Genomic DNA, 24,686 nt, shown 5'->3' on the forward strand with positions numbered 1-24,686 from the left:
AGGTATTGGAAAAGGTGAATTTATCTGAAAAAATTCAATTAGTAAAAGAAAATATCGCTGAAGCCCAAAAAAAATCATACGACCCTGAACAAGAAATTCATATGATAGCGGTTACTAAAACTATTCCTACAGAGGTAATTCAAAATGCGATCCATCACGGGATAGTGAACCTGGGAGAAAATAAAGTACAGGAGCTAGTGACAAAGTTTGAAGCTATTGGAATGGAATCACAATGGCATATGATTGGACATTTGCAGCGAAATAAAGTAAAATATATAGTTGATAAAGTTAGTCTTATTCATTCCTTAGATTCTGTTTCCTTAGCTAAAGAGATCAATAAAAAAGCTGGTGAAAACAATCGTAAAATGGAAGTGTTAATTCAAGTAAATGTATCAGGAGAAGAGAGTAAGTATGGGGTGGATCCAGCATCTGTATATCATTTCATTGAGCAATTAGAGCCTATGAAGTGGGTGGATATTAAAGGCCTAATGACAATGGCTCCTTTCACATCCAATAAACAGGTGACAAGAGATTGTTTTAAAAGACTTTTTGAATTGAAAGAAAAACTAGAAGCCGATAAATTTGAACATGCTGAAATGAAATATCTTAGCATGGGTATGTCTAATGATTACAAGATAGCTGTAGAAGAAGGGTCTAACATGGTTCGGATAGGTAGTGCCATTTTCGGCAACCGGAATTATGATTAAGAGAGGAAGGTTGATATGGCGGAAAAATTTGTAGATAAAGTAAAACACTTTATGGGATTGGATGTCTTTGAAGATGAAGATGATGAGGAAGTTTATACGGAACCCTTATATCCATCCCAAGAAGACATGAGAAATGATAGTCAGCAAAAGACTAATAAGGTGGTTAATATTCACACAACTAGTCAGATGAAAGTAGTTATTTTTGAGCCAAACGCCTATGATGAAGTGCAGAATATAGTGGATAATTTAAAAAATAGGAAGCCGGTCATTGTTAATTTGGAAACTTTGGAGTCGGATGTAGCTCGAAAAATATTTGAATTCTTGAACGGGGCTATTTATGCACTGGATGGCAGCATTCAAAAAGTATCATCAGATATCTTTATTTTAGCGCCCAATAACGTAGAAATAGCAGGGAACATCAAAGAAGAGCTTAAAAGCAAAGGGGTATTCCCTTGGCAAAACAGATAAAAGGAGTGTGAAGGTTTGTTTTCGACAGCAACAGTGATTATGGCAGTTCATTATTTTGCTCGCCTCTTAAATTTCTTTATATTGATTAGAGTGATATTCTCGTGGATTCGAGTGAATCCTTATAGTCCATTAGGGCAATTTATTTATGGAGTTACAGAGCCAATACTTGCACCAATAAGAGGCATGATCCAGAATGTTTTTAAGTATCAAGGAATGATTGATTTTTCACCTATCCTTGGCATTGTTCTTGTTAACATGATGTCAAATTTTGTTATTAATTTGCTAAGATAAATACTGTTTACACTAAAAGGATTGAAATAGTCTAATGAGTGATATCAACTTAAAATTTATTCCAGATCACCTTGTGCGAAAGAATTGGGAAACCATTCTAGATCAGGCATATCGAGCAGTGGAAAAATATCAACCAATCAATACTTCTTTTTTAACACCAGCAGAATGGATATATGCTGAAGATATTTTAAATGGAGTATCCGACTTAAGCTACTCTGTATATGGAGGATATGATAAAGCAGAAAGAAAAGTCATAACAATGAAACATTGTGATTTAACAGAGGTTTCTTTAAAGCCCTCTATTCATATCCTTTCTATTGAATATGCTTCTAAATTTCATACTCTTACGCATCGCGACTATTTAGGATCAATACTTTCTCTTGGCATAAAGAGAGAAAAAATTGGAGATTTACTTGTAAAAGAGAAGAGTGCCATCGTTTTTGTATTGGATGAAATGGCGAAATACATCGCTTTGCATCTCACTAAAATTGGGAATTGTCCTGTAAAAATCAGTGAGATGTCAAATGAGGAAGTACACTTTATAGAGCCAGTGTACACAGTTGTAAAGGGATCTGTTGCTTCTTTACGGGTTGATTCTCTGATTTCTTTAACATATAAGCTATCTCGAAAGGAAGCACAAACTCTGATTAATCAAGAAAAGGTAAAAATCAATTGGAAGTCCATTCATAAATCCATGGTGGAACTAAAAGAAAATGATACGCTATCAGTAGCTGGTTATGGTAGAGCTGTTCTTTTGGAAGTTGGAGGAACTACTCGATCAGATAGAAGGCACGTTAAGATTGGACGTCGATGCTAAATTGGAGGATATGCTATGATAACACCCCTGGATATTCAGAATAAAGAGTTTAAAAAAAGTGTACGGGGATACAATGAATCAGAAGTAGATGCTTTTTTAGATGAAATCATGGCCGATTATGAAATTCTTTATAAAGAAAACCTTGAAATGAAAGAAAAATTGGAGATTGATGAAAAACAAGTTGAGAAATATAAACAAATGGAAAATACATTAAAAGAAACACTAGTGGTGGCACAATCGACTGCTGAAGAAATGAGAATGAATGCTGTTAAAAAGTCGGATGTAATTATTGAAGAAGCAGAATTGAAAGCAAAAAAAATGATCAGCGAAGCAAGAGTGGATTTAGATAAAATTTATCAACAATATGATGAAATGCTACGACAAGTTCAAATATTTAAAACCCGCTACAGAACACTCTTACAGTCTCAAATGGATTCTTTGCTTGAAGATGTTGAATCCTTAGCTGATGAACTGAAAACTAAATATCCCGAAGAAAAAAATAGCATAGATTCCCAATCCTCAGAAGTTAGGAGCGAAACATCTGAATGAAATGGTTTATTATTATAGGGACTATCTTGCTTGATCAGGTGAGTAAGTGGATTGTCCTTCGTCATTTAAAGGAAATAGGGCAGAAGCCAGTAATAGAAGGTTTTTTTCATTTACGCTATCTTGAAAATCGCGGAGCCGCTTTTGGTATTTTGCAAGATCAGAGAACTTTTTTTATTGTGATGACGGTATTGATTGTGGGGGGGATTTTTCTATTTTTCATTAAAACTCCTCAATTAAACCCATTATTAATGCTTTCCCTAAGTCTAATAGCAGGTGGTGCCATAGGTAATTTTATTGACCGTTTGTTTTTGGGGTATGTAGTTGATTTTCTGGATTTTCAGATATGGCCGGTATTCAATATTGCTGATATGGCAATTGTTGGTGGTCAGGCATTATTAATTTATTTTATTTTAAAAGACCAGCCAATTTCTGAAGGGATGAAGTAAATGAAAAGTATTTTATTTCAAGTAGATAACGAAAGCGACGGATTAAGACTTGATCAATTTCTTGCAAGTATGATGGAATCCTATAGCCGAAGTTTTTTACAAAAGTGTATCACAGAACAAAAAGTATTAGTGAATGATGTGGCAAAAAAAAGTAGGTATATGGTGAAGGAAGGAGACTACATAAATGTTAAAATCCCTGAACCTGAAAATGTTGAGATTGAGCCACAGAATATACCGATAGACATTATATATGAGGATGATCACCTTGTAGTGATTAATAAGGCACAAAATATGGTTGTTCATCCATCGGCAGGTCATAGTAGCGGTACTTTGGTGAATGCACTATTATTTCATTGTAAAGGGAAGCTGTCTGGCATTAATGGCATGATAAGACCTGGAATTGTACATCGGATAGACAAAGATACATCAGGACTATTAGTAGTGGCTAAAACAGATCAAGCTCATAGTTCTTTGTCATCTCAATTAGCAGATCATTCGATGCAACGAAGTTATGAAGCCATAGTACGGGGAGTGATAGCTGAGTCTCACGTAACCATAGAAGCTCCCATTGGCCGTCATCCCAGTCAAAGAAAAAAAATGGCCGTTGTAAAAGATGGTAAACCTGCCGTTACCCATATAAAGGTCCTTAAAAATTATGCGGCTCATACCCACGTGAAAGCTGAATTAGAAACAGGTCGCACCCATCAAATTCGTGTGCATATGGCTTATATAGGGCATCCGATTATAGGAGATGAATTATACTCCAGACCTGGACGTAGGTTTAATTTAAAAGGTCAAGTGCTGCATGCAAGAGAATTAGGCTTTACTCATCCTGCTAGCGGGGAGCATTTGCAGTTTAAAGCACCTGTACCTGAAGATTTTTTAAAAGTCCTAACATCCTTGGAAGAATAAAGGTATTTTAAAACCCCAGTAGAAGGAGATCCTTCTACTGGGGTTTTTATAAAGACAAAAATAGAGAGATTTTAATAAATAGAGCTACTAAAAGCATTGCCTCCAGGCTTTCTTTCTTTAAGCAAAAGATCTGCCATTTCATCTGCTATTTCCCGGCACTTAATAAACTCTTCCTCTTTGGGTGTAGATAAAGCCTCAACAGATTCTGCTACTTGTTGCCACTTGATTTTTTCAGCAAACTTATTAAGGCTAGAAACACCTCCTCCACTCCAAGAAGCAGTGCCAAAAATACCAAGGTAACGGTCTTTAAGCTGAGAGTTTTCAATCTTGCCTACAAGAGTTTCCATAGTGGGGAATAAACCAGTATTGTAAGCGCAACTACCAAGAATAACCCCTTTAAATCTCCATAGGTCACTAATGATGTAGGACATATGAGTTTTAGAGGCGTCATAAATACGAATATTCTTAATGCCTCGATCTGAAAGTCTACGGGCAATTAAATCTGCCATTTGCTGGGTATTGCCATACATAGATCCGTAAGCGATAACTACGCCTTCCTCTGTGGCAGCTCTAGACCATCGATCGTAATAATGCATGATCATTTCTGGTGATCTTCGCCAAACAGGTCCATGTGTTGGTGAGATGATTGATATGTTGATTCCAGATTCTTTCACCTTTTTGAGGGCTTTCTGCACCATAGCTCCATATTTTCCGACAATATTAGAATAATACCTTCGAGTTTCATCCATATAGAACTCTAGGTTAACTTCGTCATCAAATACGCCTCCATCAAGAGAACCAAATCCACCAAATGCGTCTCCTGAAAAAAGAATTTGAGCTTTGCTTTCATAGGTCATCATGGTTTCAGGCCAGTGTACCATGGGCGTCATAATAAATTTAAGTTCGTGAGTTCCAAGAGACAAAATATCCCCTTCTTCAACTATCAAATAGGAGTCCATTGGGCCATAAAAATTTTCTAGGATTTCGAAGGTCTTTTTGTTTCCGACGAGTTGCATATTTGGATAGCTTGCTTTTAGGGCTTTGATGGCTCCAGAATGATCTGGTTCCATATGATTAATGATGAGATAATCAACAGGCTTTCCCTCTAATATGCTATGAATTTTTTCGATATATTCATTAATTTTTGTGTTTTTTACGGTATCGAAAACAGCCACTTTTTCATCCTTAATTAAGTAGGAGTTATAAGAAACGCCTTTATCAAGAGGCCATAAATTTTCAAAAAGATAAGTTTCTCGATCGTTGACGCCAATATAGTAGATGGACTCAGTAACATTGACAGTTGTTAACATAGTACCGCCTCCTTTATTATTTTTTATATGCGGATGTAGATAGTATATCATAATTTAGGATAATACAGGTGTTAATTTCATATCTCTTTGTTGAGTTATAGTTGACTTTGATTTATAATGGTACCGGTATTAACATATGTCATACAGACATAAAATTTGAAGAAACAGGAGGAATAAATGATGTTAGAACTACTAAAAAACAGAAGAAGCATAAGAAAGTATACATCTAAATTAGTTGAAAAAGAAAAAATTGATCTAGTGTTACAAGCGGCTTTGCTATCTCCTTCCTCGAAAAAAAAGCAGCCTTGGGAATTTCTTTTGATTACGGAGAGGGACATAATTACAAAACTCGCATACTCAAAAGAAGCAGGAGCAGCATTTGCGAAAGAGGCTCCTGTTGTTATTTTGGTTATGGCGGATGAAACACGAAGTGATGTGTGGGTGGAGGATGCCTCTATTGCATCAACGCTAATTCATTTACAAGCTCACTCCTTGGGATTAGGATCTTGTTGGATTCAACTTAGAAATCGATCTTTTGATCAAACTAAATCAACAGAAGCATACATTCGAGAAGTTCTTTCGATTCCTGAAAATATCAAAATAGAGGCAATGATCTCCATAGGCTATCCCGCAGAAGAAAAAGAAGCCTATAGCGAGAAAGATTTGCGTTGGGATAAGGTATTTGTAAATCAGTATGGCAAATCCATAGATTCATAAGGAGCCTGACTCATGCGATTTTAGTAAAGAAGATAATCGAAATGAACATAAAATGAATCATGAGACAGCGTATCAAAGCCATACCCTTGTGATTTTAGATTTCGAATAATGGATGGTAAAGCTTTAACTGTTGTGGTTTTGGAGCCTGAATCATGAAATAGTATAATGGCATTGTGGTGACCAGAAACATATTTCATAGTATTTTCAATAATGATATCCGCATCTAATGTTATGGCGGCAGCGTCCGTTGAACTAGAGGTCCAGTCAAAATACTGCATTTCTTTTTCTTGTAAGGCTTGCATAATTTCAATCATAATGTATGGGTTCTTTTGTTGCACTTGACGATAGATCCGATTGTTTGAACCTGCAGGAAAACGAAAGACCTTAGGTCGGTAACCGGTAGAGCATTCTAGGAAATTCTGTAACTTTAGTACATCCTCCATAAATGCTTCTGGAGACTGATAGATGAGATTATAATCGTGAGAGAAAGTATGATTCCCAAGTTCGTGGCCTTCCTCTACAATGCGTTGGTACATTTGATGAGCAAAGTCTGTATCATAGCCATTGACGAAAAAAGTAGCTGGTACATTTTGTTGTTTAAGAATATCCAAGATTTTTGCCGTGTTATGACTTGGCCCATCATCAAAAGTCAGATAAACAATACGGTCATCTTTACGATTGCCTGTACGGGTACTTCCTGTATGCCTTAAAGTAATTTTTTTTTTAGCTCTTGATTTTCTTCTTTTAAAGCTTCTGCTTCCTCTTGTAAACTCTGAAAGGCTCGTTGTGATAATTCTAATTCATGTTGAATGGATTCTAAATGATGGTTGATCGCTTGTTGTTCATCCTGCAGTTTTTGCTGAACATTGCTATAAGCTTCGCTGTTAAGGTTAAGATCAGTCTGTATTTTTTGAGTATTCCCGTAAAGGTGAAAAACTGAAAAAGTATTGAGAATCAAAAGTGTTGCAAGCAAAATATTGAAACTGGGGTGGTTAATAAAAGTTTTCATCTGGGCCAATTCCTTTCAAGTGGTGATTGATTGAATAGTGCTGTTATTTCTCTCAATTATCATAAAGGTAGTATAAAGCCATGTCAAGATATATGAAGATATTTAACGAATCATATAGTTCCTAATGAAAAGGATAGAAAGATGAAAATGTATTGAACTTGCATAGCAAGTTTGATAAAGGGTATGATAAAAATAGAAGTGTAAAATAAAGGAGGTGCATATTCCGTATGAGAATAAAAAAAATAACCTTAGTTTGTGTTTTATTCCTTTCAATGATATTGATGATTGCTTGTAGCTCCAAAGAAGATTTGTCGTCGGAAGTAGTAACACACCTGAAAGATGTTGAAATTTCAGAGTATTTCCCTTTTCATCCAGATACGATATTGACCTATGAAGGAAAAGGAAGCGAATATGCAGATCAAGTTGTTTTCTTTGATTATCAAGAAGACAGCAAAATCCAACGAAGGGTTCAAACTACGGGAACTACAATGGGACAAGTAATACAAGTAGAAGATGAAAAAATAGTTATTTCTAATGAACAAGAAGAGTTCTATTCATTTTTTCCATTATTAAGAGAAACACCAAATTCATCAGAGGTATTGTTGATGAAACCCCTAAGCGTTGGAACTGAATGGAAGCTAGATGATGGAAGAAAACGCTCCATAACTAAAGTTCAAGCTCAAATATCCGTTCCTTATGGTGATTTTGAAGCAATTGAAGTAACAACAGAGTTAGAAGACGCCGTTCACCGAAGCTATTATGTGAAAGGGATTGGTTTTGTTAAAGGAATTCTAGAGTCGGAAAATGGCGTTGAACCTATCACAACCGTATTGGTATCAATGGAAGAAAATGCTTCATGGGAAACAAATTTAAGAGTATATTTTCCTGAATGGGAAGAACAGCAGAGTGTATATAAAGATTTTACGGTATCATTAGCGACGAACGAATCGATTGAAGCTGTGTTAACAAAATACCTACAGCAACAACCAGATATGAATACCGCCGCTGCAGTTTTGCAGGAAAATATTGTTATCCAGAACATTGAACGAAAGCCAGAAGAGCATCTAGTAAAGGTTGATTTCAATTCCGAACTAATAGAAGTAGGAATGGGAAGTGATTTTGAAAGCCAAATGTTACAGTGCATTGTGAATACCGTGGGTGAATACTACGGGGTGAATCGTGTGCTTATAACCGTTGAAGGTGGTCCTTATGAAACGGGGCACTATTATTTAGGCCCAGACGACTACCTAGTACCAGATACAGCAAATGCTAAAAAAATATAATTAAAGGCTATCTTTTCCTGAAGGAAAACATGGTACTACTATTTTTAAGTAGAATCTCGCCAAATACTTATTGAAGAAGTTTGATTTGGCGAGGTTTTTTATGCCATAAAAAATATCATGTGCAATGTTGTTAAGGATAGGATGAAGATGCTTAGGATGGGTACTGTGGACGTTTTTTAAATATGTTTTCCAATGGTGAGTTATCGTAGGTGGAAAGAATTTTTCTGATTTATTTAAAGATAGAATGGTATAAATTTGAATAGTAGGATTTTGCCAGGTATAATTAAATTTTGAGAGGAGGATGTGGAGAGTGAATAAATATTTCACTGTATTGATTGGAGGCATTCAAGGAGAAGGGGTTGCAAGCGTAGGCATTTCATTAATGAAAGCACTGTCCCGAAAAGGGTATTATACATTGAGTGAGCGAAAATTTTCATCAAGGATTAAAGGTGGAAATACACACATTGCCATTACAATTGCAAAAGAAGAGGTAAATCATGTTGAAAGCAGTTACGATGTTATTGTGGCAATGGATCAGGAGAGTATTCACTTAAATATGCATCAGCTAAAATCCAACGGTATTTTGTATTTTGATGAGGATATGACAAGAAATGAAGAGTGGGTTGATCGTCTCCATAGTATTGCTTTACCCTTGTCAGAGATAGCGAAAGATAATGGAAAAATATTTATGAAAAACACCAGTGTAGTTGGATATTTAGGAAGAATTGTTGGATTAGAAACAGAGGATCTAATAAAACTGATAAAAGAAGCTTACGCGGGTAAAGGGGATGAAATCCTTGAACAAAATTTAGCGGTACTATCAACTGCTATAGAGCATGCTTCAACTCTTATCAATAGGGCATCTTATTTTGATACTGATATTCAAGTAACCAACAAGAAAATGATAATGATTGGAAATGAAGCAATCGCTATTGGAGCAGCAATGGCAGGTTGTCGATTCATAGCTGGATATCCTATCACACCAGCATCGGATGTGATGGAGAATTTAGCTCGGATTTTTCCATCTTTAGGTGGTAAGACAGTACAGACTGAAGATGAAGTGTCAGCCATCGCCATGGTCCTTGGTGCCGCTCATGCTGGTGTTCGAAGCATGACGGCAACATCAGGGCCAGGAATGACTCTAATGGCAGAAGGCCTAGGATTGGCAGGTATGACAGAGACACCAATGGTGGTGATAGATGCACAAAGGGCAGGCCCTAGTACAGGAATGCCAACTAAGATGGAGCAAAGTGATTTATCTTTTTTATATTATGCAGGCCACGGTGAATACGCTGCCATTATTTTATCGCCATCGACTATTCAAGAGTGTTATGAAATAACAATAGAAGCTTTTAATTTAGCAGATCAATACCAATGTCCAGTTATAATCCTAACGGATTTAAATCTTAGTTTATCAGCAAAAACCTTTGATCAACTACGGTTTTTTGAACCTATCATTGAACGTGGAGAATTTGCCAGTTCAGAACTCCTCGATTCTTTTTATGATGGAGGGTTTCCCAGATATCAGTTAACAAAAAATGGTGTTTCAGCCAGAGCGTTACCAGGGACAAAGGGTGGTCAACACCAGGTGACGGGATTGGAACATAATGAATTGGGACGACCTTCAGATCATCCAGAGAACCGCAAAGTTATGATGGAGAAAAGAATGAAGAAAATTACGCCCTTAGAGAAAAGACAATCTATTACGGTAGAAGGTAATAGGACAGGAGATATCTTGTTTTTAACCTTTGGATCTCTTTACGGAATAGTAAAGGAAGCTCAGTTAAGAACAGAAAAGTCAGTTGATATAGCTCGAATTGGACAAATAAGGCCATTACCGCTTCATCAATTAGAAGAATTGCTGGAAAAGTATAAAAGCATAATCGTAATAGAGTGTAATTATCATGGCCAATTAGCTAAAATCATTTGTCAGGAAACGAAACAGCCAGAAAAGATAAAAAGCGTAACCAAATACGATGGGAATACTTTTAGCGTGGAAGAAATCATAGAAGCAATGGATAGGTGGTGTCAATAATGGAAATGAAGGATTATGGAAATGGATTAAATCCTACCTGGTGCAAAGGTTGTGGACATTTTTCCGTCCTTAGATCTTTACAAACAGCTGCTGCAAGAATGAATATTTCAAGAGAAAGTCTAGCTGTTGTTAGTGGAATTGGGTGTTCTGGTCGAATCTCAGGTTATATGAATGCCTACTCCTTTCATAGTGTACATGGTAGAAGTTTACCTGTGGCTCAGGGTATCAAATTAGCAAACCCTGACTTAACCGTTGTAGCAGCTGGTGGAGATGGAGACGGTTTTGCCATAGGAACGAGTCATACGGTACATGCTATTCGAAGAAATATTGATATGACCTACATTGTCATGAATAACCAAGTCTACGGCCTGACTAAAGGCCATGTTTCACCAGTAAGTGACCAGGGTTTCAAGACAAAAACGTCACCAAAGGGTTCTGAAGATATGCCGATAGAGCCAGGTTTATTAGCATTAGCTTCTGGTGCTTCCTTTTATGCTCAGGGCTTCTCAGCACAACAGGATGAATTGATAGAATTGATACAAAAAGCAATTCAGCATCCAGGTTTTTCTTTAGTTCAAGTGTTTAGTCCATGTGTAACCTATAATAAAGTCAATACCTATCAGTGGTTCCGTGAGCATCTTAAATCCGCTGAACAAGAACGAAAAAGTGATGCATCAGATTATTTGGGAGCAGTACAGTTGTTAAAAGAAACAGAAGGTTTATGTACTGGCATTGTATATCAAAATATAAACAAACCTTCTTATGAAGTTCTTCACAAGGATGTAGAAGATAAGAATTTGACATCCCAAAGACATCAAATGACGGAAGATATTTTTCAGCAAATTACAGAACGGTTTATGCTATAAAATTCGCCTCCTAAATATTGTTTTAGGGGGCACTTATATGGGCAGCGATTCATTGAAATATTGCATGATGTATGAGAGAATACTTAAAGATAGTGAGGAAGAACCTCCTCAATTTTTTAGAAAGAGGTGTGTGAATGAATAAATACCTTAAATATGCAATTGTAGTTCTAGTGTTGGCAGCGGTTATATTTCCCTTCGCTCGAAGAGGGTATCGAATGTATCAATATACTCAAGCCGTAGATCAAATAGTACTTAAGGGCGGAGATTTGCCTGCCTTAGAGGATGGAATTTTTCAAGGGAGCTATGATGCCGTTTTGGTGAAGGCTTTTGTCACAATTTATGTGGAAGATGGAAAAGTTCAAGATATTCAGTATGAGCATATTCATGAACGGGGAGCTCAAGGAGAAGTAGTAGTAGAAAGAGTCATGGAAGAGCAATCACTCCAAGTAGACACAATATCAGGTGCAACAGACAGCAGCAAAGTGTTGCTGAAAGCCATTGAAAATGCCTTGTTTAAATCAAATTAATAGTGGAGGAAAAAATGGAATACTTTTTATTTTTGATCAGTGCATTAATGGTGGTTGTAGCTGGTACAAAACTAGCTGATTATGGAGACATACTGGCAACTCATACATCCTTAGGATATACATTAGTGGGTGGGGTTTTGATAGCAACCGTTACCAGTCTTCCAGAAATCTCTAGTAGTGTTTCGGCTGCAATGATGGGGTCTCCAGATCTTGCATTTGGAAATCTATACGGTAGCAACGCTTTTAATATTGTGATTATTGCTATAGTAGATATTGTTCAGGGTCCTGGGAGTCTTTTGAGAATGGTTCGAGAAAGTCATATTCTATCTTCTGTATTCGGTATTATTATGACCGTTATTAGTATCATGGCCATTGTACTGGTTCCATATGGAATCTTTGAAATTACAATTGGATGGGTTAGTAGTTTCAGCGTCACCATCATGATCGTTTATTTAGCTTCTATGATTTTGATGGTGCGTTATGAAAACAAACATCCTATAATATCCAAAGAATCGGAGACCTCCAATAAAACAAAGGAATCCAGTAATTTGATTGTTGAAACATCAATTAAATTTATTGGGATGGCAGTGGTTATTGTGATAGCGGGGATACAATTATCCGTCAATGCAGATATCATTGCTGAAAGTACAGGCTTAGGGCATGCCTTTATAGGGACACTTCTAATGGCAGGAGCTACATCACTTCCAGAATTGGTAGCATCTATAGCGGCTATTAGAATTGGTGCCTACGATATGGCTGTTGGAAATGTGTTAGGCAGCAATCTTCTCAACATATTGATTATAGCGATAACAGATTTATCTTACCTACAGGGATCTATATACGGATCCATTAGTCAACAACATTTATTAACTGCAATGATAACTATTCTTCTTAGTGGAATTATTGTAATAGGGTTGTTCTATCGGTCTAAACGAAGTTTTATGACAATGGGATGGGATTCTATTTTAGTGATCCTATGTTATTTGATGATGCTACATATGTTACTTGCCATCTAATCCTAATCTAGGAGGGGGCACCATTGAAAATTGTAACCAACGAGCAAATAAGAACATTAGATAAAAGAACAATAGAAGAGTATGGGATTCCAAGTCTTCTTTTAATGGAACATGCAAGTTTAGCCCTGGCCCATGAGATAATAAAACATACGTACAATAATAAAAGGACGGAATACGTTATTTGTTGTGGTCCAGGAAATAATGGCGGTGATGGTTTAGCATTAGCGAGACATCTACTGAGAAACAATGAAAAAGTATGGGTATTTTTATTCTCAGATCCAGAAAAATTAAAAGGAGATTGTAGACAAAACTATCAAATCTTATCAAGACAGGCAACGAACATATACTGTATATACGATCATTGTATGAATAACTCCCAGAGACATATGAAAATTTTTGAAGAAAAGCTAAAAGAGGATAATATTGTGGTTGACGCCCTGTTTGGGACTGGATTAGATCGAAAGATAAGAGGTGTATCGTTAAAAGCCGTTGAAAAAATAAATTTATCTTCTTGTGAGGTATTATCCGTTGATATTCCTTCGGGAGTCAATGGGAACACTGGTGAAATTATTGAGCATGCAATTAAAGCCGATAAAACCATATCTTTTCAGTTACCTAAAGTGGGCAACCTTCTATATCCTGGAGCTGCTTTGAATGGTGAATTAAGTGTAGTGGATATTGGAATACCTAATAACCTAATAAAGGGAACAGAATTTGTCGCTATGAAAACAAAGGCAGAAAACCTTGCTTCATGGATACGCCCTTGTAATAAAAACGATCATAAAGGACATGGGGGAAATATTCTTATAATGGCTGGATCCAAAGGAATGACAGGAGCTAGCGTGTTAGCGGCAAAAGCATCTTTGCGTAGTGGTGCTGGGCAGGTTCGAATAGTCTGTGAAGAAAACCTTAACGATCTTTATGAGCAAATGATACCAGAAGCAACAACCGTCTCTTATTCGACGTATGAAAATGGATATTTAACATGTAAGGCCAGAGAGATAGTGAAAAACCAAATAGCAGATGCCAGTGTAATTGTAGTTGGTCCAGGCTGGGGAAAAAGTATGGGGCGTGAAGATTACCTATCTTTTCTATTACAAAGTACAGACAAACCAATGATTCTAGATGCAGATGCTTTAAATATTTTGTCGAAACACAAAAAATGGATTGGAGCAAGGACCCGTTCATGGATCATGACTCCTCATCCCTTAGAAATGGCACGTCTAACAGGTCTAACCGTAGAAGAAATTAATAACAATAGGTTGGAAGTAGCCAAGAATTTTGCTGAAAAGTGGAAGATAACTATTCTTTTGAAAGGTGCAGGAACAGTGATTGCTGATGAAAATGGTGAAACCTGGGTGAACACCACGGGAAATCCAGGTATGGCTACTGCTGGCAGCGGTGATGTCTTAACTGGAGTAATCGCTGCTCTGTGTCATCGGACTAATAGTAGAGTAAGAGCCGCCGCTGCTGCAGCATACATTCATGGACTTTCAGGAGATATTGCTGCAGAGACAATGGGAATGATAGGTATGAAGGCTGGCGACTTGATAGAATTTTTACCAAAGGCTTTAAAAAAAGTAATCGAGTGACCAATGTGGTCACTCGATTTTTTAAAATGGTGCAAATCCTTGATCAAACCAGTTCGTTTGCATTGCTTGCTGATATTCTTCATGGAAAAGGCGACGATGCTCATTTTCCCATTGGAATAAGGTCGTGAGCAACTTTTTGCCCTTTGGATCATCTGTTTGTTCTGCAGCTTTTTTATAGTATTCAGCAAAGTCGTTTTCAATTAAATAGGCCATTCGTAAAATAGATAAATCTGCGTGGCTGTGTAAATTTTTTTCATGGACATTTTCATTTAGCTTTCGTTTTTCAAAAAGAGATTCATCAGGATTTTTTGAAACTTCGTCACTAATATCTAACCATTCGCCATGATCATTTAAAGAATCTAGTTGCTTTTTTAAGATCTCGTAATGTTCTTTTTCAGTCTCAGCTAAGGACTTGAACCATACCTTAGCGGTTTCATTGTCAACCTGATCCGCAAAACTCTGATAAAATCGTTGTCCTTGAAGTTCCATCGTCATAGCAAATTTAATAATATCTTTTTCTGTTTTCATAGTAGTACCTCCCTATTTATTCCCCTTATTGAACGATGATCGTGTCATAATAGATGTTTTTTGGTGTAATATCCATATTAGATTCAAAGGTAGCAATGAGATCGCGTTCTAATACCTCTAGATAATCTGCACTGATCAGCAACTCAGCAGATACATCATTAATAGTCTGGGAGATGATTGCTTTTGATCGTTCTGAATAATTGTTTATATATCGTAAATCTCCATGGCTACTGAGTTCAAGGACCACAGCCATTTTTACATAGGCTCTTCTGGAACCATCCTCAGGTGGAGCTGCTTGCGTAAGAACTTCTAAAGGAATGGTGTATAGGCTAACAGCATCACTTGCAAGATTTGTTGGCTGGTCCATGGTATACACGATTAAAAAGGTGGCAATGATAGCTATGGTGGCAATGATAATTAAAAGCAGGAGTATGCCTAGTTCTTTTTTTTTATGTTTTTTAGCCAACCTTTTCATAAATAATCATGTCCTATCATTTTATTTTTCCACTTAGAAAAAGCTCCCTTTTTTAAGCAACATTTCAATGTATTGTACCCGCTCGTATGCCCAAGGATCTTTTTGTTTATCTTTACTCATTTTACCACAAAAATCGTTAATATGATTATATCCTTTTAATTCCATCCATTTGAGGATACCTTCATTTATTTTTGTAATTTGATCCGTACCATTTTTATACAATGCACTCACAACTTGGACAGATTTTGATCCCACAAGCATGGCTTTAACAGCTTCTTCATAATCGAGAATTCCATTGCTCGCGGTTAAAGGAATGTCTAATCGATCGCTAAGGAGTGCAATCCATTGAATGGCCAATAAATCATCCTGTGTATCACTGAAAGAAAAAGTAACTGATTCTGTTTCGCTCATTATGTCTACATCTGGTTGGAAAAAACGATTAAACAGAGTAAATCCATCGGCACCTGCATTCTTTAAAGCTTCTGTGACATTCATTAAATGTGTGTAATAGGGACTTAGTTTAATGCCTACGGGGATTGAAACAGCAGCTTTGATCTTTTGAACAACCTCTATCTGCTTCTGGATAATATCATCGGCTGCTATCTGACCATCGACTGGAAGTGCATAAAAATTTAGCTCCAATCCATCGACGCCAGTTGCTTCTAAATCTTTTGCATATTGTATCCAACCTTCCATTGTCACGGCATTAAGACTTGCAATGACGGGAATCTTAACAGCATTCTTTATTTTTTTTACCATTTGTAAATGCGCTGCATCACCAGCATGATCTAAATGTGGGAAGTGAGTTATCATTTCAGCATGCAAATCATTATATTTCTCTAACTGTTCATTTAATTGGAATCGTTCCAGTTGAATTTCTTCCTCAAATAAAGATTTAACAATAAGAGCACCAGCACCTGCTGCTTCTAGTTCTTTCACTTTGTCTGGTCGCGATGTTAAGGTGCAAGCACCAACTACAACAGGACTCTCCATAGGAATTCCATAAATTTCTGACTTTAGTGTGGACACATTAATTCCTCCGTTTCCTTATTCTATTGAATAAAAGGCGATCTATCATAATACTACCTAAAATTTAACTAAATAAACAATGATAACAAGAATAGAATGCTTTATTACATTGGTAATTGAAAATTATTAGATAGGAGTGGGTTATAAATGGATTGATTTTTGAAGCAAAAATGATATAATAAAAACATAAAAGTCAAAGAAAGTCAAACGAATGGAAGGCAGGTGAAAAAGGTGCAATATAAGGATTATTATAAAACTTTGGGCGTTGATGAAAGTGCAACACAAGCAGCCATAAAAAAAGCATACCGAAAGCTAGCAAAAGACTATCACCCAGATACTCACCCTGGGAATCAGGAATTAGAAAATAAGTTTAAAGAGTTGAATGAAGCTTATGAAGTACTTGGAGACCCAGAGAAAAGAAAAAGATTTGATCAATTGAAAAAACAGCAGGGATTTCAAAATGGGGTTGAATTTGATCCTCACCAGTATGGATTTAATTTCTCGAGAAATAGTAAACAAGAAACATACAATCAAAGCAAAAGCAGCAGTGATTTCAGTGATTTCTTTGAAGCTTTCTTTGGGGGGGCTTCGGGATTTAATGAGACGGATATATTTGGAGATTCGAATTTTTCTTCACACGCTTCTGACCAACAGGAACTTGATGTGGAAGCTGAAGTAAGTATTTCATTAGATGAAGCCTATCATGGAACACAAAAACAATTTATCATCAACCTTGGAAATCAAGAAAAAAAATTATCAGTAAAAATCCCAGCAGGTATTGTATCTGGCGAACGCATTAAATTGAAGGGACAAGGACATCGATCAGCGGGAGGATCTTTAAGAGGAGACTTATTCATAAGAATCAATATTCTTAGTGAAAAAAATCGAAAGATTGAAGGCTTAGACATATACCAAACTATGTATTTATCACCTTGGGAAGCTGCTTTGGGTGCTGAAATTACCATAGAAAGCCTGGATAGTGGGATCAAAGTTAAAATACCTAGTGGGAGTCAATCAGGGAAAAAAATGAAACTAAGTGGGAAAGGGTATCGCGATCGAAGAGGAAAAAAAGGAGATTTGTATTTAGAACTAATGATTAAAAATCCAGAATCCTTGTCAGCCAGTGAAAAGAAACACTATGAAATCTTAAGAGATATATCGAAATATAATCCAAGAAAGACAGGGGAGGCGAAAAAATGAATATAGATCGATTAACTGTCAAATCTCAAGAAGCAATGATGATGGCTCAAGAAATTGCCATCGAATACAATCATCAACATATTGATGGAGAACATTTACACTTAGCGTTATTAAAGCAAAAAAACGGGCTCATAGTCACTTTGTTGCAACATATGAGCATTCCTGTTAATCAGTTGATAGCAGATATTGAAAAAGAATTAAAAAAGCTACCTTCTGTTACTGGGAGCGGAGCATCTGAGGTTTATGGGACCAAGAGGATAACTCAAATTCTAATACAGGCTGAAAAATCAGCTAAAAGTTTTAAAGATGAGTATATCGCTGTGGAACATATTTATCTTGGACTGATACGAGAAAGCAACACCACATCTGCAGGATTACTAAAAAACTACCAGATTACTGAGGATTCTTTTTTGAAAGCACTCACTGAAGTTCGTGGTAATCAACGTGTCACGAATCAGACTCCAGAAGATACTTATAGCCCTTTAGACAAATATGGCAGAGACTTGGTGGAAATGGCAAGAAAAGGAAAATTAGATCCTGTGATTGGTAGAGATGCAGAAATCAGACGAGTGATTCGAATTTTGAGTCGACGCACCAAGAATAACCCAGTGCTCATAGGAGAACCAGGTGTTGGTAAAACTGCTATTGCCGAAGGGTTAGCTCAGCGAATTGTTAAAGGCGATGTACCAGAAGGATTAAAGAATAAAACTATTTTTGCTTTAGATATGGGCTCTTTAATTGCAGGAGCAAAATATCGAGGGGAGTTTGAAGAAAGACTTAAAGCTGTACTAAAAGAAATTGAAAAATCCGATGGTAATATTATTCTATTTGTGGATGAGATCCACAATATTGTGGGTGCTGGTAAAGCGGAAGGATCTATGGATGCAGGAAATATTTTAAAGCCAATGCTAGCTCGCGGAGAACTTCACTGTATTGGTGCCACCACTTTGGATGAACATCGTCAATACATTGAAAAAGATGCAGCCCTAGAAAGAAGGTTTCAAAAAGTGTTAATTGACGCTCCGGATGTTGAAACAGCCATATCTATTTTGAGAGGACTTAAAGAAAGGTTTGAAATTCATCATGGTGTTCGTATAGCAGATAATGCGTTGGTAGCCTGTGCGGTATTGTCAGATAGATATATTTCAGACCGCTTTCTTCCTGACAAAGCCATTGATTTAATGGACGAAGCAGCAGCAATGATTCGAACTGAAATTGACAGTATGCCAACGGAGTTGGACGAGTTACAGCGGCGAATGATGCAACTAGAAATAGAAAAAGAAGCGTTGAAGAAAGAAAAAGATCAAGTTTCAAAAGAAAGATTGGAAGAATTGGAGAAAGAAATTAATCAGTTGAAGGAAAAACAAGAACACTTAAAGACTAGATGGCAACAGGAAAAAAACGCTTTGGTTAAGGAAAAAGAGTTGAAAAGCAAACTAGAAGAAACAAGACAAGCCATTGAAAAAGCAGAAAGACAGTACAACTTAGAAGAATTGGCAAGGCTTCGATATGGACTGTTACCAGAAATAGAGAAAGAAATTCATGAACAGCAAAAAAAACGGGAAGCTTTTGGAGATTCACGTATGTTGAAAGAAGAGGTAACAGAATGTGAAATTAGTGAGATTGTATCAAAATGGACAGGAATTCCTGTTTCTCGATTGTTGGAAAGTGAAAAAGAAAAACTGTTAAATCTTGAAGAAATATTACATCAGAGAGTGATTGGACAGCATGAGGCCGTAAATGCAGTTAGCAATGCGGTAATCCGTGCTCGGTCAGGTTTAAAAGATTTTCATAAACCTATGGGTTCTTTTTTGTTTTTAGGACCAACAGGAGTTGGAAAAACAGAGCTAGCCAAGGCATTGGCAGAGGCGCTTTTTGACAATGAAAGCAATATCCTTCGGATTGATATGAGCGAGTATATGGAAAAGTTTTCCGTATCTAGATTAATTGGAGCACCTCCAGGCTACGTGGGGTATGAAGAAGGAGGGCAGTTGACAGAAGTTGTCAGACGAAAACCTTATAGCGTTGTACTACTGGATGAAATAGAGAAAGCTCATCCGGATGTTTTTAATATCTTATTGCAACTACTGGATGATGGCAGACTGACGGATAATCATGGCAAAACCGTGGATTTTAAAAATACATTAGTAATTATGACTTCTAATGTGGGTAGTCAGTATATTCTAGATGATTTGACACAAGGCACTAAGGTAACAGAAGAAACAAAGAATAAAGTACATCAAGAATTGCAACTACTTTTTAAACCAGAGTTTTTAAATCGAATAGATGAAACGGTTTTATTTAAACCTTTGGAGCGTCAAGAAGTATTTCAGATCATTGATTTATCCGTGCAAGAAATTGAAAAGAGGTTGAAACAACAAAAAATTAATGTTCGAGTTGAAAAAGAAGCGAAAGAATACTTGTTGACTAAAGGATACTCTCCTGTATATGGTGCGCGACCAATTAAGCGTTTGATTCAAAAAGAAATGGAGACTGGGATTGGAAGAATGATTCTCAAGGGAGAAGTCCCTGCCCACAGCTTGATAAAGGTTGGTTGTAAAAAGGGTGAATTAGTTTACCATGTAGAGAAAAACTAATGATATGTTTCAAGTTTATCTTGATTAATGATAAAATAAAATGTAATCATGTATTGGAGGCATCTGTTTATTGTTAGGAGGTAAACCATGCGAGAAGCTATGTTTTATTCTAATTCGGAAAACGGTACAGTAGTATGCATGCTGTGTCCTCACAGGTGCCATCTCATGCATGATCACTTTGGGAAATGTCGTGTAAGAAAAAATTTAGATGGACGTTTAATGAGCCTGAACTATGCAGCAGCAACAGCGATTCATGTGGATCCCATTGAAAAAAAGCCGCTATTTCATTTTATGCCTGGAACTCAAACCCTATCCATTGGAAGCTATGGATGTAACTTTCATTGTCCCTACTGTCAAAACTATCCTATTTCTTTGGAGAAACCCTTAACTAGGGTGATAGAACCTGAAATGATTATTAAGAAAGCAATTGAATTAAATCTTCCGAGTATTTCCTACACCTATAATGAGCCTGTTGTTTATTATGAATATGTGTTTGAAACGGCAAAGCTAGCTAAAAAGAAGGGGATCGCCAATATAATGGTGACAAATGGGTTTATAGAGAGTGAGCCGCTGGAAATGCTGTTGCCATATATAGATGCGATGAATATAGATTTAAAAGCTTTTTATCAAAAAACATATCGAAGCTTTTGTGGTGGGGATTTAGAGCCAGTATTGAAAACAATAGAACGAGCACATCATGGGTGTCATATCGAAATAACCACTTTACTTGTGACGGAAATGCACACAAAAGAGGAATTAGAAAATTTATTTTGTTGGATCGCTGGTGTTTCTCCTAATATTCCACTTCATCTTAGTCGCTACTTTCCAAAGTATCAACACCAGGCTCCGATGACATCAAAAGATTGGTTAAGCATGGTGAAAGAAAGTGGGGAGCAGCACCTGAATTATGTTTATCTAGGAAATGTATCGACGAAATGAAGGGAGGAAGTAGGATGTCACCAATTATTGGAGCTGCATTTGCACCTCATCCGCCAATTATTTTATCCGAGGTGGGAAAAGGAAAAGAACAGGAAGCCAAGAAAACCACAGAAGGAATGCAACAATTGGCACGAAAAATCGCTGAACTGGCACCTCAGACCCTGGTAGTTCTGACACCACATAGTAATGCCAGCGGGATTTTAACCATTGCATCCAATCATCATTGGAATGGAAGTTTATCCAAGTTTGGATACACAGATATTCAGCTAACAACTCAAAACAATCTTTCTTTGGTGAATAGAATCACTGAAGAAATAGGATTGTCCAGAAGGACGCTAGAGATGGATCATGGAACACTGATCCCTTTGCATTATATTCAAAAGGAATATAATGCCTTTAACGTGGTATTAATTGGTGTGGGTCCCCATCGTTCTGAAGCACTCCTGAGTGTGTCTAACCATTTAGGTACCTTGTTCCAAAAACAAAACGAAAAGATACTGATAGTCGCCAGCGGAGATTTAAGCCATCGGCTCAAGGAAGAAGGTCCCTATGGATGGCATCCTGCAGGCCCTATGTTTGATGCTTTAGTAGTAAAAGCCTTTCGTGAAAATAACTTAAACCAATTGAAAAAGATAGAACCTAAAATACGAGAAAATGCAGCTGAATGTGGTCTTAATCCTTTTTTAGTTGCATATGAAATGGTTCAGGGATCATATGGTGAAATGGAACTTATATCTTATGAAGGGCCGTTTGGTGTCGGGTATTTAACCGCATTTCTTCACTGTCAGCAAGAATCAAACCATCCGTATGTTCAAGTTGCGAGAGAAGCAGTTCACCAATATATAAGGACGGGGAAAGAAATTGATTCGGAAAAAAGTCTGACCAAAATACTAGAAAAAAACTGGTTAAAGGAGAATCTCAAGAAACAAGCGGGAGTTTTTGTGTCTTTGCATTTATACGGAAATCTAAGAGGATGCATTGGTACGATCATGCCTGCCTATGATAATCTGATTGATGAAATCATTCAAAATGCCATAGCGTCAGCCACAAAAGACCCAAGATTTCCACATGTGGAACTAGAAGAACTGAATGACTTGTCTGTTAAGGTGGATGTATTAGGTGAGATGGAAGGAGTTGAGTCAACAGAATCTTTGGATCCACAGAAGTATGGAATTATGGTGGAGTCAGCCTATAAGAGAGGGGTGTTGCTACCAGATTTGGAGGGCATCGACACCGTGGCAAAACAATTAGAAATTGTAAAACAAAAAGCCGGTATAGGTCAGGATGAAGCCATGACAATATACCGGTTTGAAGTTCAACGATTTGTATAAAATTTGAAAAAATATTGCTATTTATATTCGCTATGAAAAACTAGTCTTCAAAAACATCCATAGAGTCCTCTAGGTAAGTTTCGATAATGTTTTGCAGCTGATCGTCTTTTAAAATAATTGATATTTCGATGCGTCGATTTTTAGCTCTTCCAGCAGAGGTACTGTTACTCGCTATTGGTCTAAATTCAGAATAACCAGTAGCAGCAAAATAATCAGCATATTTTCTTTCTAGATTCGGATTGGAATTCATCATATGGTCTACTACAGAAGTGGCACGTCTCGTAGAAAGTTCCCGATTGTATTCAGGACTTCCAGTATTGTCAGTATGCCCTTGAATACTGATGGCATCCACATTGTTTCTAGTAGAGCGGTCATTTAGAACTCGTTCAAAAGCGATTGCCAATTGATCGAGCAATTCTCTTCCGTCAGGTTTTACAGTTGAAGAGTTATAATCAAAGACGAGTCCTTCGTTAATAATGATGTTTCCATTTTCTGCTATGCTTACTAATGGTTGGCCATCAGCGGTTGTGGTTCCAAGTTCTGCCTCAATGGAAGTCTTTACTCTTTCTAGGACATCTAATCTTAAAACAGCAACGCTTTCCAGACGGGTTCGCAGCTGTCCAAGTTCACGATTGCTTTCCGCTATTATGTCTCGTTGCTCTTCAATTTCTTCTTCAGATAATTGGAGGGCAATTTCCCCCTCCTCTACTTCAGCCTTGACTTTTTCCAGCCTATCTTCAATTAATCTTAGGTGATCTTCTGCTTGGCTGATTTCAACATTGGCTTGTTCTAGTCGCTGCTGAGTATCCACTACTTGGCGCTCTGCAAACTCTAAGTTTTTTCCTGAAATAATATTTTGGATATAGGCTAATAACATCAAGAAAAAAAGCACCAATGCAATGGTTGAAATCATGTCAGTGAAGGAAGGCCAAAAATTCTCAGGCTCAGATTGTTTTTTAAAGTTTCTTCTTCTGATTTTCATCAAAGGACCGCCTTTCAATAATTCATGGACTACTGATCATCAAGCTTTCTATTAGTAGCTTTTAGAGACTCAGTTAAATCAGAAAAACCCACATTCATACGGTCGATATTGCTTCTTAAATGATGATTAAACTCAGAGAAATCTCTAGTATTCTCTCGGAATTTATCGATGGAATGATCAAATTGTGTGATGCTTTTGAGTAATTGATCTGAAGCATTTCCTATTTCAGCTGTAGCTGCCTGAAGTGGTCCCTGAAAACCATCTACTACGTAATTCAAGCTGGTTTCCATCTTTGTCGCAAAATCATTTAAGGTTGTTTGCAACGCCTTGCTTAGCATTTCATACTCACTTTCTTTTTTCTTTGACAACTCTAAAGCCACAACATTATCCAGATATTCTTCGATATCAACAAATAATGTTTCTCTCGCTGATTCAATATTACTAAAAATATGGACAATGGTTAAGATGACCGAACAAGAAATGGCAAAAAGCGAAGTGACAAAAGCCACAGACATTCCACGAACGGATTCAATTAACCCACCTACAATGGAATCCATACTGGTCAGCATTTCCACGTTTTCACCTGCGCTTAAAAGTTCTACTAATTTTCCGATGGAAAGTGTCAGTCCGTAAAAAGTTCCTAAAAGACCAAGAATGATCATTAAAGAGACAGCACTTTTTGTAAATCGTTCAGCCAACATAAGGGAGCGAAACTCACCGTTGAAAAACCGTTCAATAATTGCCTGGGTGTTTACTTCATGTTGATTTCCTGAAGCCGCCTGCTTATAATTATCAACAATAGATTTTAAAACTGGGTGACCAGTATGATCTGATTTAATAGCATCTAAGCTATTTCCAAGTTGTCGGTATTTTAATCGAACTGTAAAAGAAATGATAACCGAACTAAAGAAAATAACCAGAATTAAAACGATAATGACCAGCGCCAGTGGATTTAGTTGATGGAATATACCCATGTAAAACTCCTCCTTTTTATATGCTTCTATCTTTTTTTTATGATAATATATTAAATAACTTTACTCATTATAACATATCAACTCAA

At 36.9% G+C, this 24,686-nt stretch carries 26 protein-coding genes; 18 read left to right on the forward strand and 8 right to left on the reverse strand.

The genetic code is table 11. From position 1 onward, the window contains the following. Nucleotides 1–14: 14 nt before the first annotated feature. The 7 genes from ACZ47N_RS12830 to ACZ47N_RS12860 are packed head-to-tail and all read left to right on the forward strand — an operon-like array spanning nt 15 to nt 4,190. Complete coding sequence (locus ACZ47N_RS12830) at nt 15–707, forward strand: YggS family pyridoxal phosphate-dependent enzyme (protein ID WP_464886942.1); 693 nt, start codon at nt 15–17, stop codon at nt 705–707. 15 nt (nt 708–722) lie between these two features. After that, nucleotides 723–1,175, forward strand: a complete 453-nt coding sequence (locus ACZ47N_RS12835) for a cell division protein SepF (RefSeq protein ID WP_464886943.1) — start codon at nt 723–725, stop codon at nt 1,173–1,175. Between the two features lie 15 nt (nt 1,176–1,190). Further along, the gene (locus ACZ47N_RS12840; protein ID WP_464886944.1) at nt 1,191–1,466 is read left to right on the forward strand and encodes a YggT family protein; all 276 of its coding nucleotides are present in this window, start codon (nt 1,191–1,193) and stop codon (nt 1,464–1,466) included. A 34-nt stretch (nt 1,467–1,500) separates the two neighbouring features. Further along, entirely contained in the window at nt 1,501–2,283 is a 783-nt protein-coding gene (locus tag ACZ47N_RS12845; RefSeq protein WP_464886945.1) for a YlmH family RNA-binding protein, read from the forward strand. 15 nt (nt 2,284–2,298) lie between these two features. Beyond that, on the forward strand, nt 2,299–2,832 hold the full coding sequence (locus ACZ47N_RS12850; RefSeq protein WP_464886946.1) for a DivIVA domain-containing protein: 534 nt from the start codon (nt 2,299–2,301) through the stop codon (nt 2,830–2,832). Next, the gene (gene lspA, locus ACZ47N_RS12855; RefSeq protein WP_464886947.1) at nt 2,829–3,278 is read left to right on the forward strand and encodes a signal peptidase II; all 450 of its coding nucleotides are present in this window, start codon (nt 2,829–2,831) and stop codon (nt 3,276–3,278) included. Before ACZ47N_RS12850 ends, lspA begins: the two co-directional genes overlap by 4 nt. After that, nucleotides 3,279–4,190 carry an RluA family pseudouridine synthase gene (locus tag ACZ47N_RS12860; protein ID WP_464886948.1) on the forward strand — a complete coding sequence of 304 codons (912 nt, stop codon included), beginning with the start codon at nt 3,279–3,281 and terminating at the stop codon, nt 4,188–4,190. Nucleotides 4,191–4,261: 71 nt separating this feature from the next. Here the strand turns inward: ACZ47N_RS12860 and ACZ47N_RS12865 are convergent, their stop codons facing one another. Further along, nucleotides 4,262–5,500 (reverse strand): FprA family A-type flavoprotein, encoded by a 1,239-nt coding sequence (locus ACZ47N_RS12865; protein WP_464886949.1) that lies wholly within the window; start codon nt 5,498–5,500, stop codon nt 4,262–4,264. A gap of 180 nt (nt 5,501–5,680) precedes the next feature. Here ACZ47N_RS12865 and ACZ47N_RS12870 point away from each other — a divergent pair, with 180 nt between their 5' ends. Then, nucleotides 5,681–6,217: a nitroreductase family protein gene (locus ACZ47N_RS12870; RefSeq protein ID WP_464886950.1), complete on the forward strand. Its 537-nt coding sequence runs from the start codon at nt 5,681–5,683 to the stop codon at nt 6,215–6,217. 20 nt (nt 6,218–6,237) lie between these two features. On the opposite strand, the gene ACZ47N_RS12875 is transcribed toward ACZ47N_RS12870, so the two are convergent. Together ACZ47N_RS12875 and ACZ47N_RS12880 are read right to left on the reverse strand one after the other, a co-directional pair. Beyond that, nucleotides 6,238–7,017, reverse strand: a complete 780-nt coding sequence (locus ACZ47N_RS12875) for a polysaccharide deacetylase family protein (RefSeq protein ID WP_464888444.1) — start codon at nt 7,015–7,017, stop codon at nt 6,238–6,240. After that, nucleotides 6,924–7,226 carry a hypothetical protein gene (locus tag ACZ47N_RS12880; RefSeq protein WP_464886951.1) on the reverse strand — a complete coding sequence of 101 codons (303 nt, stop codon included), beginning with the start codon at nt 7,224–7,226 and terminating at the stop codon, nt 6,924–6,926. The genes ACZ47N_RS12875 and ACZ47N_RS12880 overlap by 94 nt, the downstream gene beginning before the upstream one ends. A gap of 227 nt (nt 7,227–7,453) precedes the next feature. Between ACZ47N_RS12880 and ACZ47N_RS12885 the strand changes: the two genes are divergently transcribed. From ACZ47N_RS12885 to ACZ47N_RS12910, 6 genes are all read left to right on the forward strand, one after another. Then, on the forward strand, nt 7,454–8,509 hold the full coding sequence (locus ACZ47N_RS12885) for a GerMN domain-containing protein (RefSeq protein WP_464886952.1): 1,056 nt from the start codon (nt 7,454–7,456) through the stop codon (nt 8,507–8,509). Nucleotides 8,510–8,819: 310 nt separating this feature from the next. After that, nucleotides 8,820–10,544, forward strand: a complete 1,725-nt coding sequence (locus ACZ47N_RS12890) for a 2-oxoacid:acceptor oxidoreductase subunit alpha (protein WP_464886953.1) — start codon at nt 8,820–8,822, stop codon at nt 10,542–10,544. Then, entirely contained in the window at nt 10,544–11,410 is an 867-nt protein-coding gene (locus ACZ47N_RS12895) for a 2-oxoacid:ferredoxin oxidoreductase subunit beta (protein WP_464886954.1), read from the forward strand. Before ACZ47N_RS12890 ends, ACZ47N_RS12895 begins: the two co-directional genes overlap by 1 nt. Before the next feature lie 134 nt (nt 11,411–11,544). Further along, complete coding sequence (locus ACZ47N_RS12900) at nt 11,545–11,937, forward strand: FMN-binding protein (RefSeq protein ID WP_464886955.1); 393 nt, start codon at nt 11,545–11,547, stop codon at nt 11,935–11,937. Nucleotides 11,938–11,951: 14 nt separating this feature from the next. Further along, on the forward strand, nt 11,952–12,953 hold the full coding sequence (locus ACZ47N_RS12905) for a sodium:calcium antiporter (RefSeq protein WP_464886956.1): 1,002 nt from the start codon (nt 11,952–11,954) through the stop codon (nt 12,951–12,953). Between the two features lie 23 nt (nt 12,954–12,976). Continuing rightward, entirely contained in the window at nt 12,977–14,545 is a 1,569-nt protein-coding gene (locus ACZ47N_RS12910) for an NAD(P)H-hydrate dehydratase (protein WP_464886957.1), read from the forward strand. 21 nt (nt 14,546–14,566) lie between these two features. On the opposite strand, the gene ACZ47N_RS12915 is transcribed toward ACZ47N_RS12910, so the two are convergent. From ACZ47N_RS12915 to ACZ47N_RS12925, 3 genes are read right to left on the reverse strand one after another with little or no spacing between them, the layout of a single operon-like run. Then, complete coding sequence (locus ACZ47N_RS12915) at nt 14,567–15,073, reverse strand: ferritin-like domain-containing protein (protein ID WP_464886958.1); 507 nt, start codon at nt 15,071–15,073, stop codon at nt 14,567–14,569. Nucleotides 15,074–15,098: 25 nt separating this feature from the next. Next, nucleotides 15,099–15,548, reverse strand: coding sequence for a hypothetical protein (locus ACZ47N_RS12920; RefSeq protein WP_464886959.1), 450 nt, complete (start codon nt 15,546–15,548; stop codon nt 15,099–15,101). A 33-nt stretch (nt 15,549–15,581) separates the two neighbouring features. Next, entirely contained in the window at nt 15,582–16,577 is a 996-nt protein-coding gene (locus ACZ47N_RS12925) for a dihydroorotate dehydrogenase-like protein (protein ID WP_464886960.1), read from the reverse strand. A 231-nt stretch (nt 16,578–16,808) separates the two neighbouring features. Between ACZ47N_RS12925 and ACZ47N_RS12930 the strand changes: the two genes are divergently transcribed. The 4 genes from ACZ47N_RS12930 to amrA all read left to right on the forward strand — a co-directional run bounded on the left by ACZ47N_RS12930 (nt 16,809) and on the right by amrA (nt 22,644). Continuing rightward, nucleotides 16,809–17,777: a DnaJ C-terminal domain-containing protein gene (locus tag ACZ47N_RS12930; protein WP_464886961.1), complete on the forward strand. Its 969-nt coding sequence runs from the start codon at nt 16,809–16,811 to the stop codon at nt 17,775–17,777. Next, entirely contained in the window at nt 17,774–20,374 is a 2,601-nt protein-coding gene (gene clpB, locus ACZ47N_RS12935) for an ATP-dependent chaperone ClpB (RefSeq protein ID WP_464886962.1), read from the forward strand. Before ACZ47N_RS12930 ends, clpB begins: the two co-directional genes overlap by 4 nt. A gap of 87 nt (nt 20,375–20,461) precedes the next feature. Then, nucleotides 20,462–21,313 carry an AmmeMemoRadiSam system radical SAM enzyme gene (amrS, locus tag ACZ47N_RS12940; protein WP_464886963.1) on the forward strand — a complete coding sequence of 284 codons (852 nt, stop codon included), beginning with the start codon at nt 20,462–20,464 and terminating at the stop codon, nt 21,311–21,313. Nucleotides 21,314–21,327: 14 nt separating this feature from the next. After that, nucleotides 21,328–22,644, forward strand: coding sequence for an AmmeMemoRadiSam system protein A (gene amrA / locus ACZ47N_RS12945; RefSeq protein ID WP_464886964.1), 1,317 nt, complete (start codon nt 21,328–21,330; stop codon nt 22,642–22,644). Nucleotides 22,645–22,684: 40 nt separating this feature from the next. Here amrA and ACZ47N_RS12950 read toward each other — a convergent pair whose 3' ends face one another. Further along, nucleotides 22,685–23,626: an OmpA family protein gene (locus tag ACZ47N_RS12950; protein WP_464886965.1), complete on the reverse strand. Its 942-nt coding sequence runs from the start codon at nt 23,624–23,626 to the stop codon at nt 22,685–22,687. A 29-nt stretch (nt 23,627–23,655) separates the two neighbouring features. Beyond that, a complete protein-coding gene (locus ACZ47N_RS12955; protein WP_464886966.1) occupies nt 23,656–24,600 on the reverse strand; it encodes a hypothetical protein in 945 nt (314 codons plus the stop codon). Nucleotides 24,601–24,686: the final 86 nt, after the last annotated feature.

It is taken from the genome of Tindallia texcoconensis (assembly GCF_055383815.1).

Bases quoted from the DNA above. Each gene is read 5' to 3' on its own strand.
- ACZ47N_RS12905 (WP_464886956.1), top strand. From the start codon at position 11,952: ATGGAATACTTTTTATTTTTGATCAGTGCATTAATGGTGGTTGTAGCT.
- ACZ47N_RS12915 (WP_464886958.1), bottom strand. From the start codon at position 15,073: ATGAAAACAGAAAAAGATATTATTAAATTTGCTATGACGATGGAACTT.
- ACZ47N_RS12955 (WP_464886966.1), bottom strand. From the start codon at position 24,600: ATGGGTATATTCCATCAACTAAATCCACTGGCGCTGGTCATTATCGTT.
- ACZ47N_RS12860 (WP_464886948.1), top strand. From the start codon at position 3,279: ATGAAAAGTATTTTATTTCAAGTAGATAACGAAAGCGACGGATTAAGA.
- ACZ47N_RS12880 (WP_464886951.1), bottom strand. From the start codon at position 7,226: ATGAAAACTTTTATTAACCACCCCAGTTTCAATATTTTGCTTGCAACA.
- ACZ47N_RS12835 (WP_464886943.1), top strand. From the start codon at position 723: ATGGCGGAAAAATTTGTAGATAAAGTAAAACACTTTATGGGATTGGAT.
- ACZ47N_RS12885 (WP_464886952.1), top strand. From the start codon at position 7,454: ATGAGAATAAAAAAAATAACCTTAGTTTGTGTTTTATTCCTTTCAATG.
- ACZ47N_RS12920 (WP_464886959.1), bottom strand. From the start codon at position 15,548: ATGAAAAGGTTGGCTAAAAAACATAAAAAAAAAGAACTAGGCATACTC.
- ACZ47N_RS12870 (WP_464886950.1), top strand. From the start codon at position 5,681: ATGTTAGAACTACTAAAAAACAGAAGAAGCATAAGAAAGTATACATCT.
- lspA (WP_464886947.1), top strand. From the start codon at position 2,829: ATGAAATGGTTTATTATTATAGGGACTATCTTGCTTGATCAGGTGAGT.
- ACZ47N_RS12850 (WP_464886946.1), top strand. From the start codon at position 2,299: ATGATAACACCCCTGGATATTCAGAATAAAGAGTTTAAAAAAAGTGTA.
- amrS (WP_464886963.1), top strand. From the start codon at position 20,462: ATGCGAGAAGCTATGTTTTATTCTAATTCGGAAAACGGTACAGTAGTA.
- ACZ47N_RS12950 (WP_464886965.1), bottom strand. From the start codon at position 23,626: ATGAAAATCAGAAGAAGAAACTTTAAAAAACAATCTGAGCCTGAGAAT.
- ACZ47N_RS12900 (WP_464886955.1), top strand. From the start codon at position 11,545: ATGAATAAATACCTTAAATATGCAATTGTAGTTCTAGTGTTGGCAGCG.
- clpB (WP_464886962.1), top strand. From the start codon at position 17,774: ATGAATATAGATCGATTAACTGTCAAATCTCAAGAAGCAATGATGATG.
- ACZ47N_RS12845 (WP_464886945.1), top strand. From the start codon at position 1,501: ATGAGTGATATCAACTTAAAATTTATTCCAGATCACCTTGTGCGAAAG.
- ACZ47N_RS12895 (WP_464886954.1), top strand. From the start codon at position 10,544: ATGGAAATGAAGGATTATGGAAATGGATTAAATCCTACCTGGTGCAAA.
- ACZ47N_RS12865 (WP_464886949.1), bottom strand. From the start codon at position 5,500: ATGTTAACAACTGTCAATGTTACTGAGTCCATCTACTATATTGGCGTC.
- amrA (WP_464886964.1), top strand. From the start codon at position 21,328: ATGTCACCAATTATTGGAGCTGCATTTGCACCTCATCCGCCAATTATT.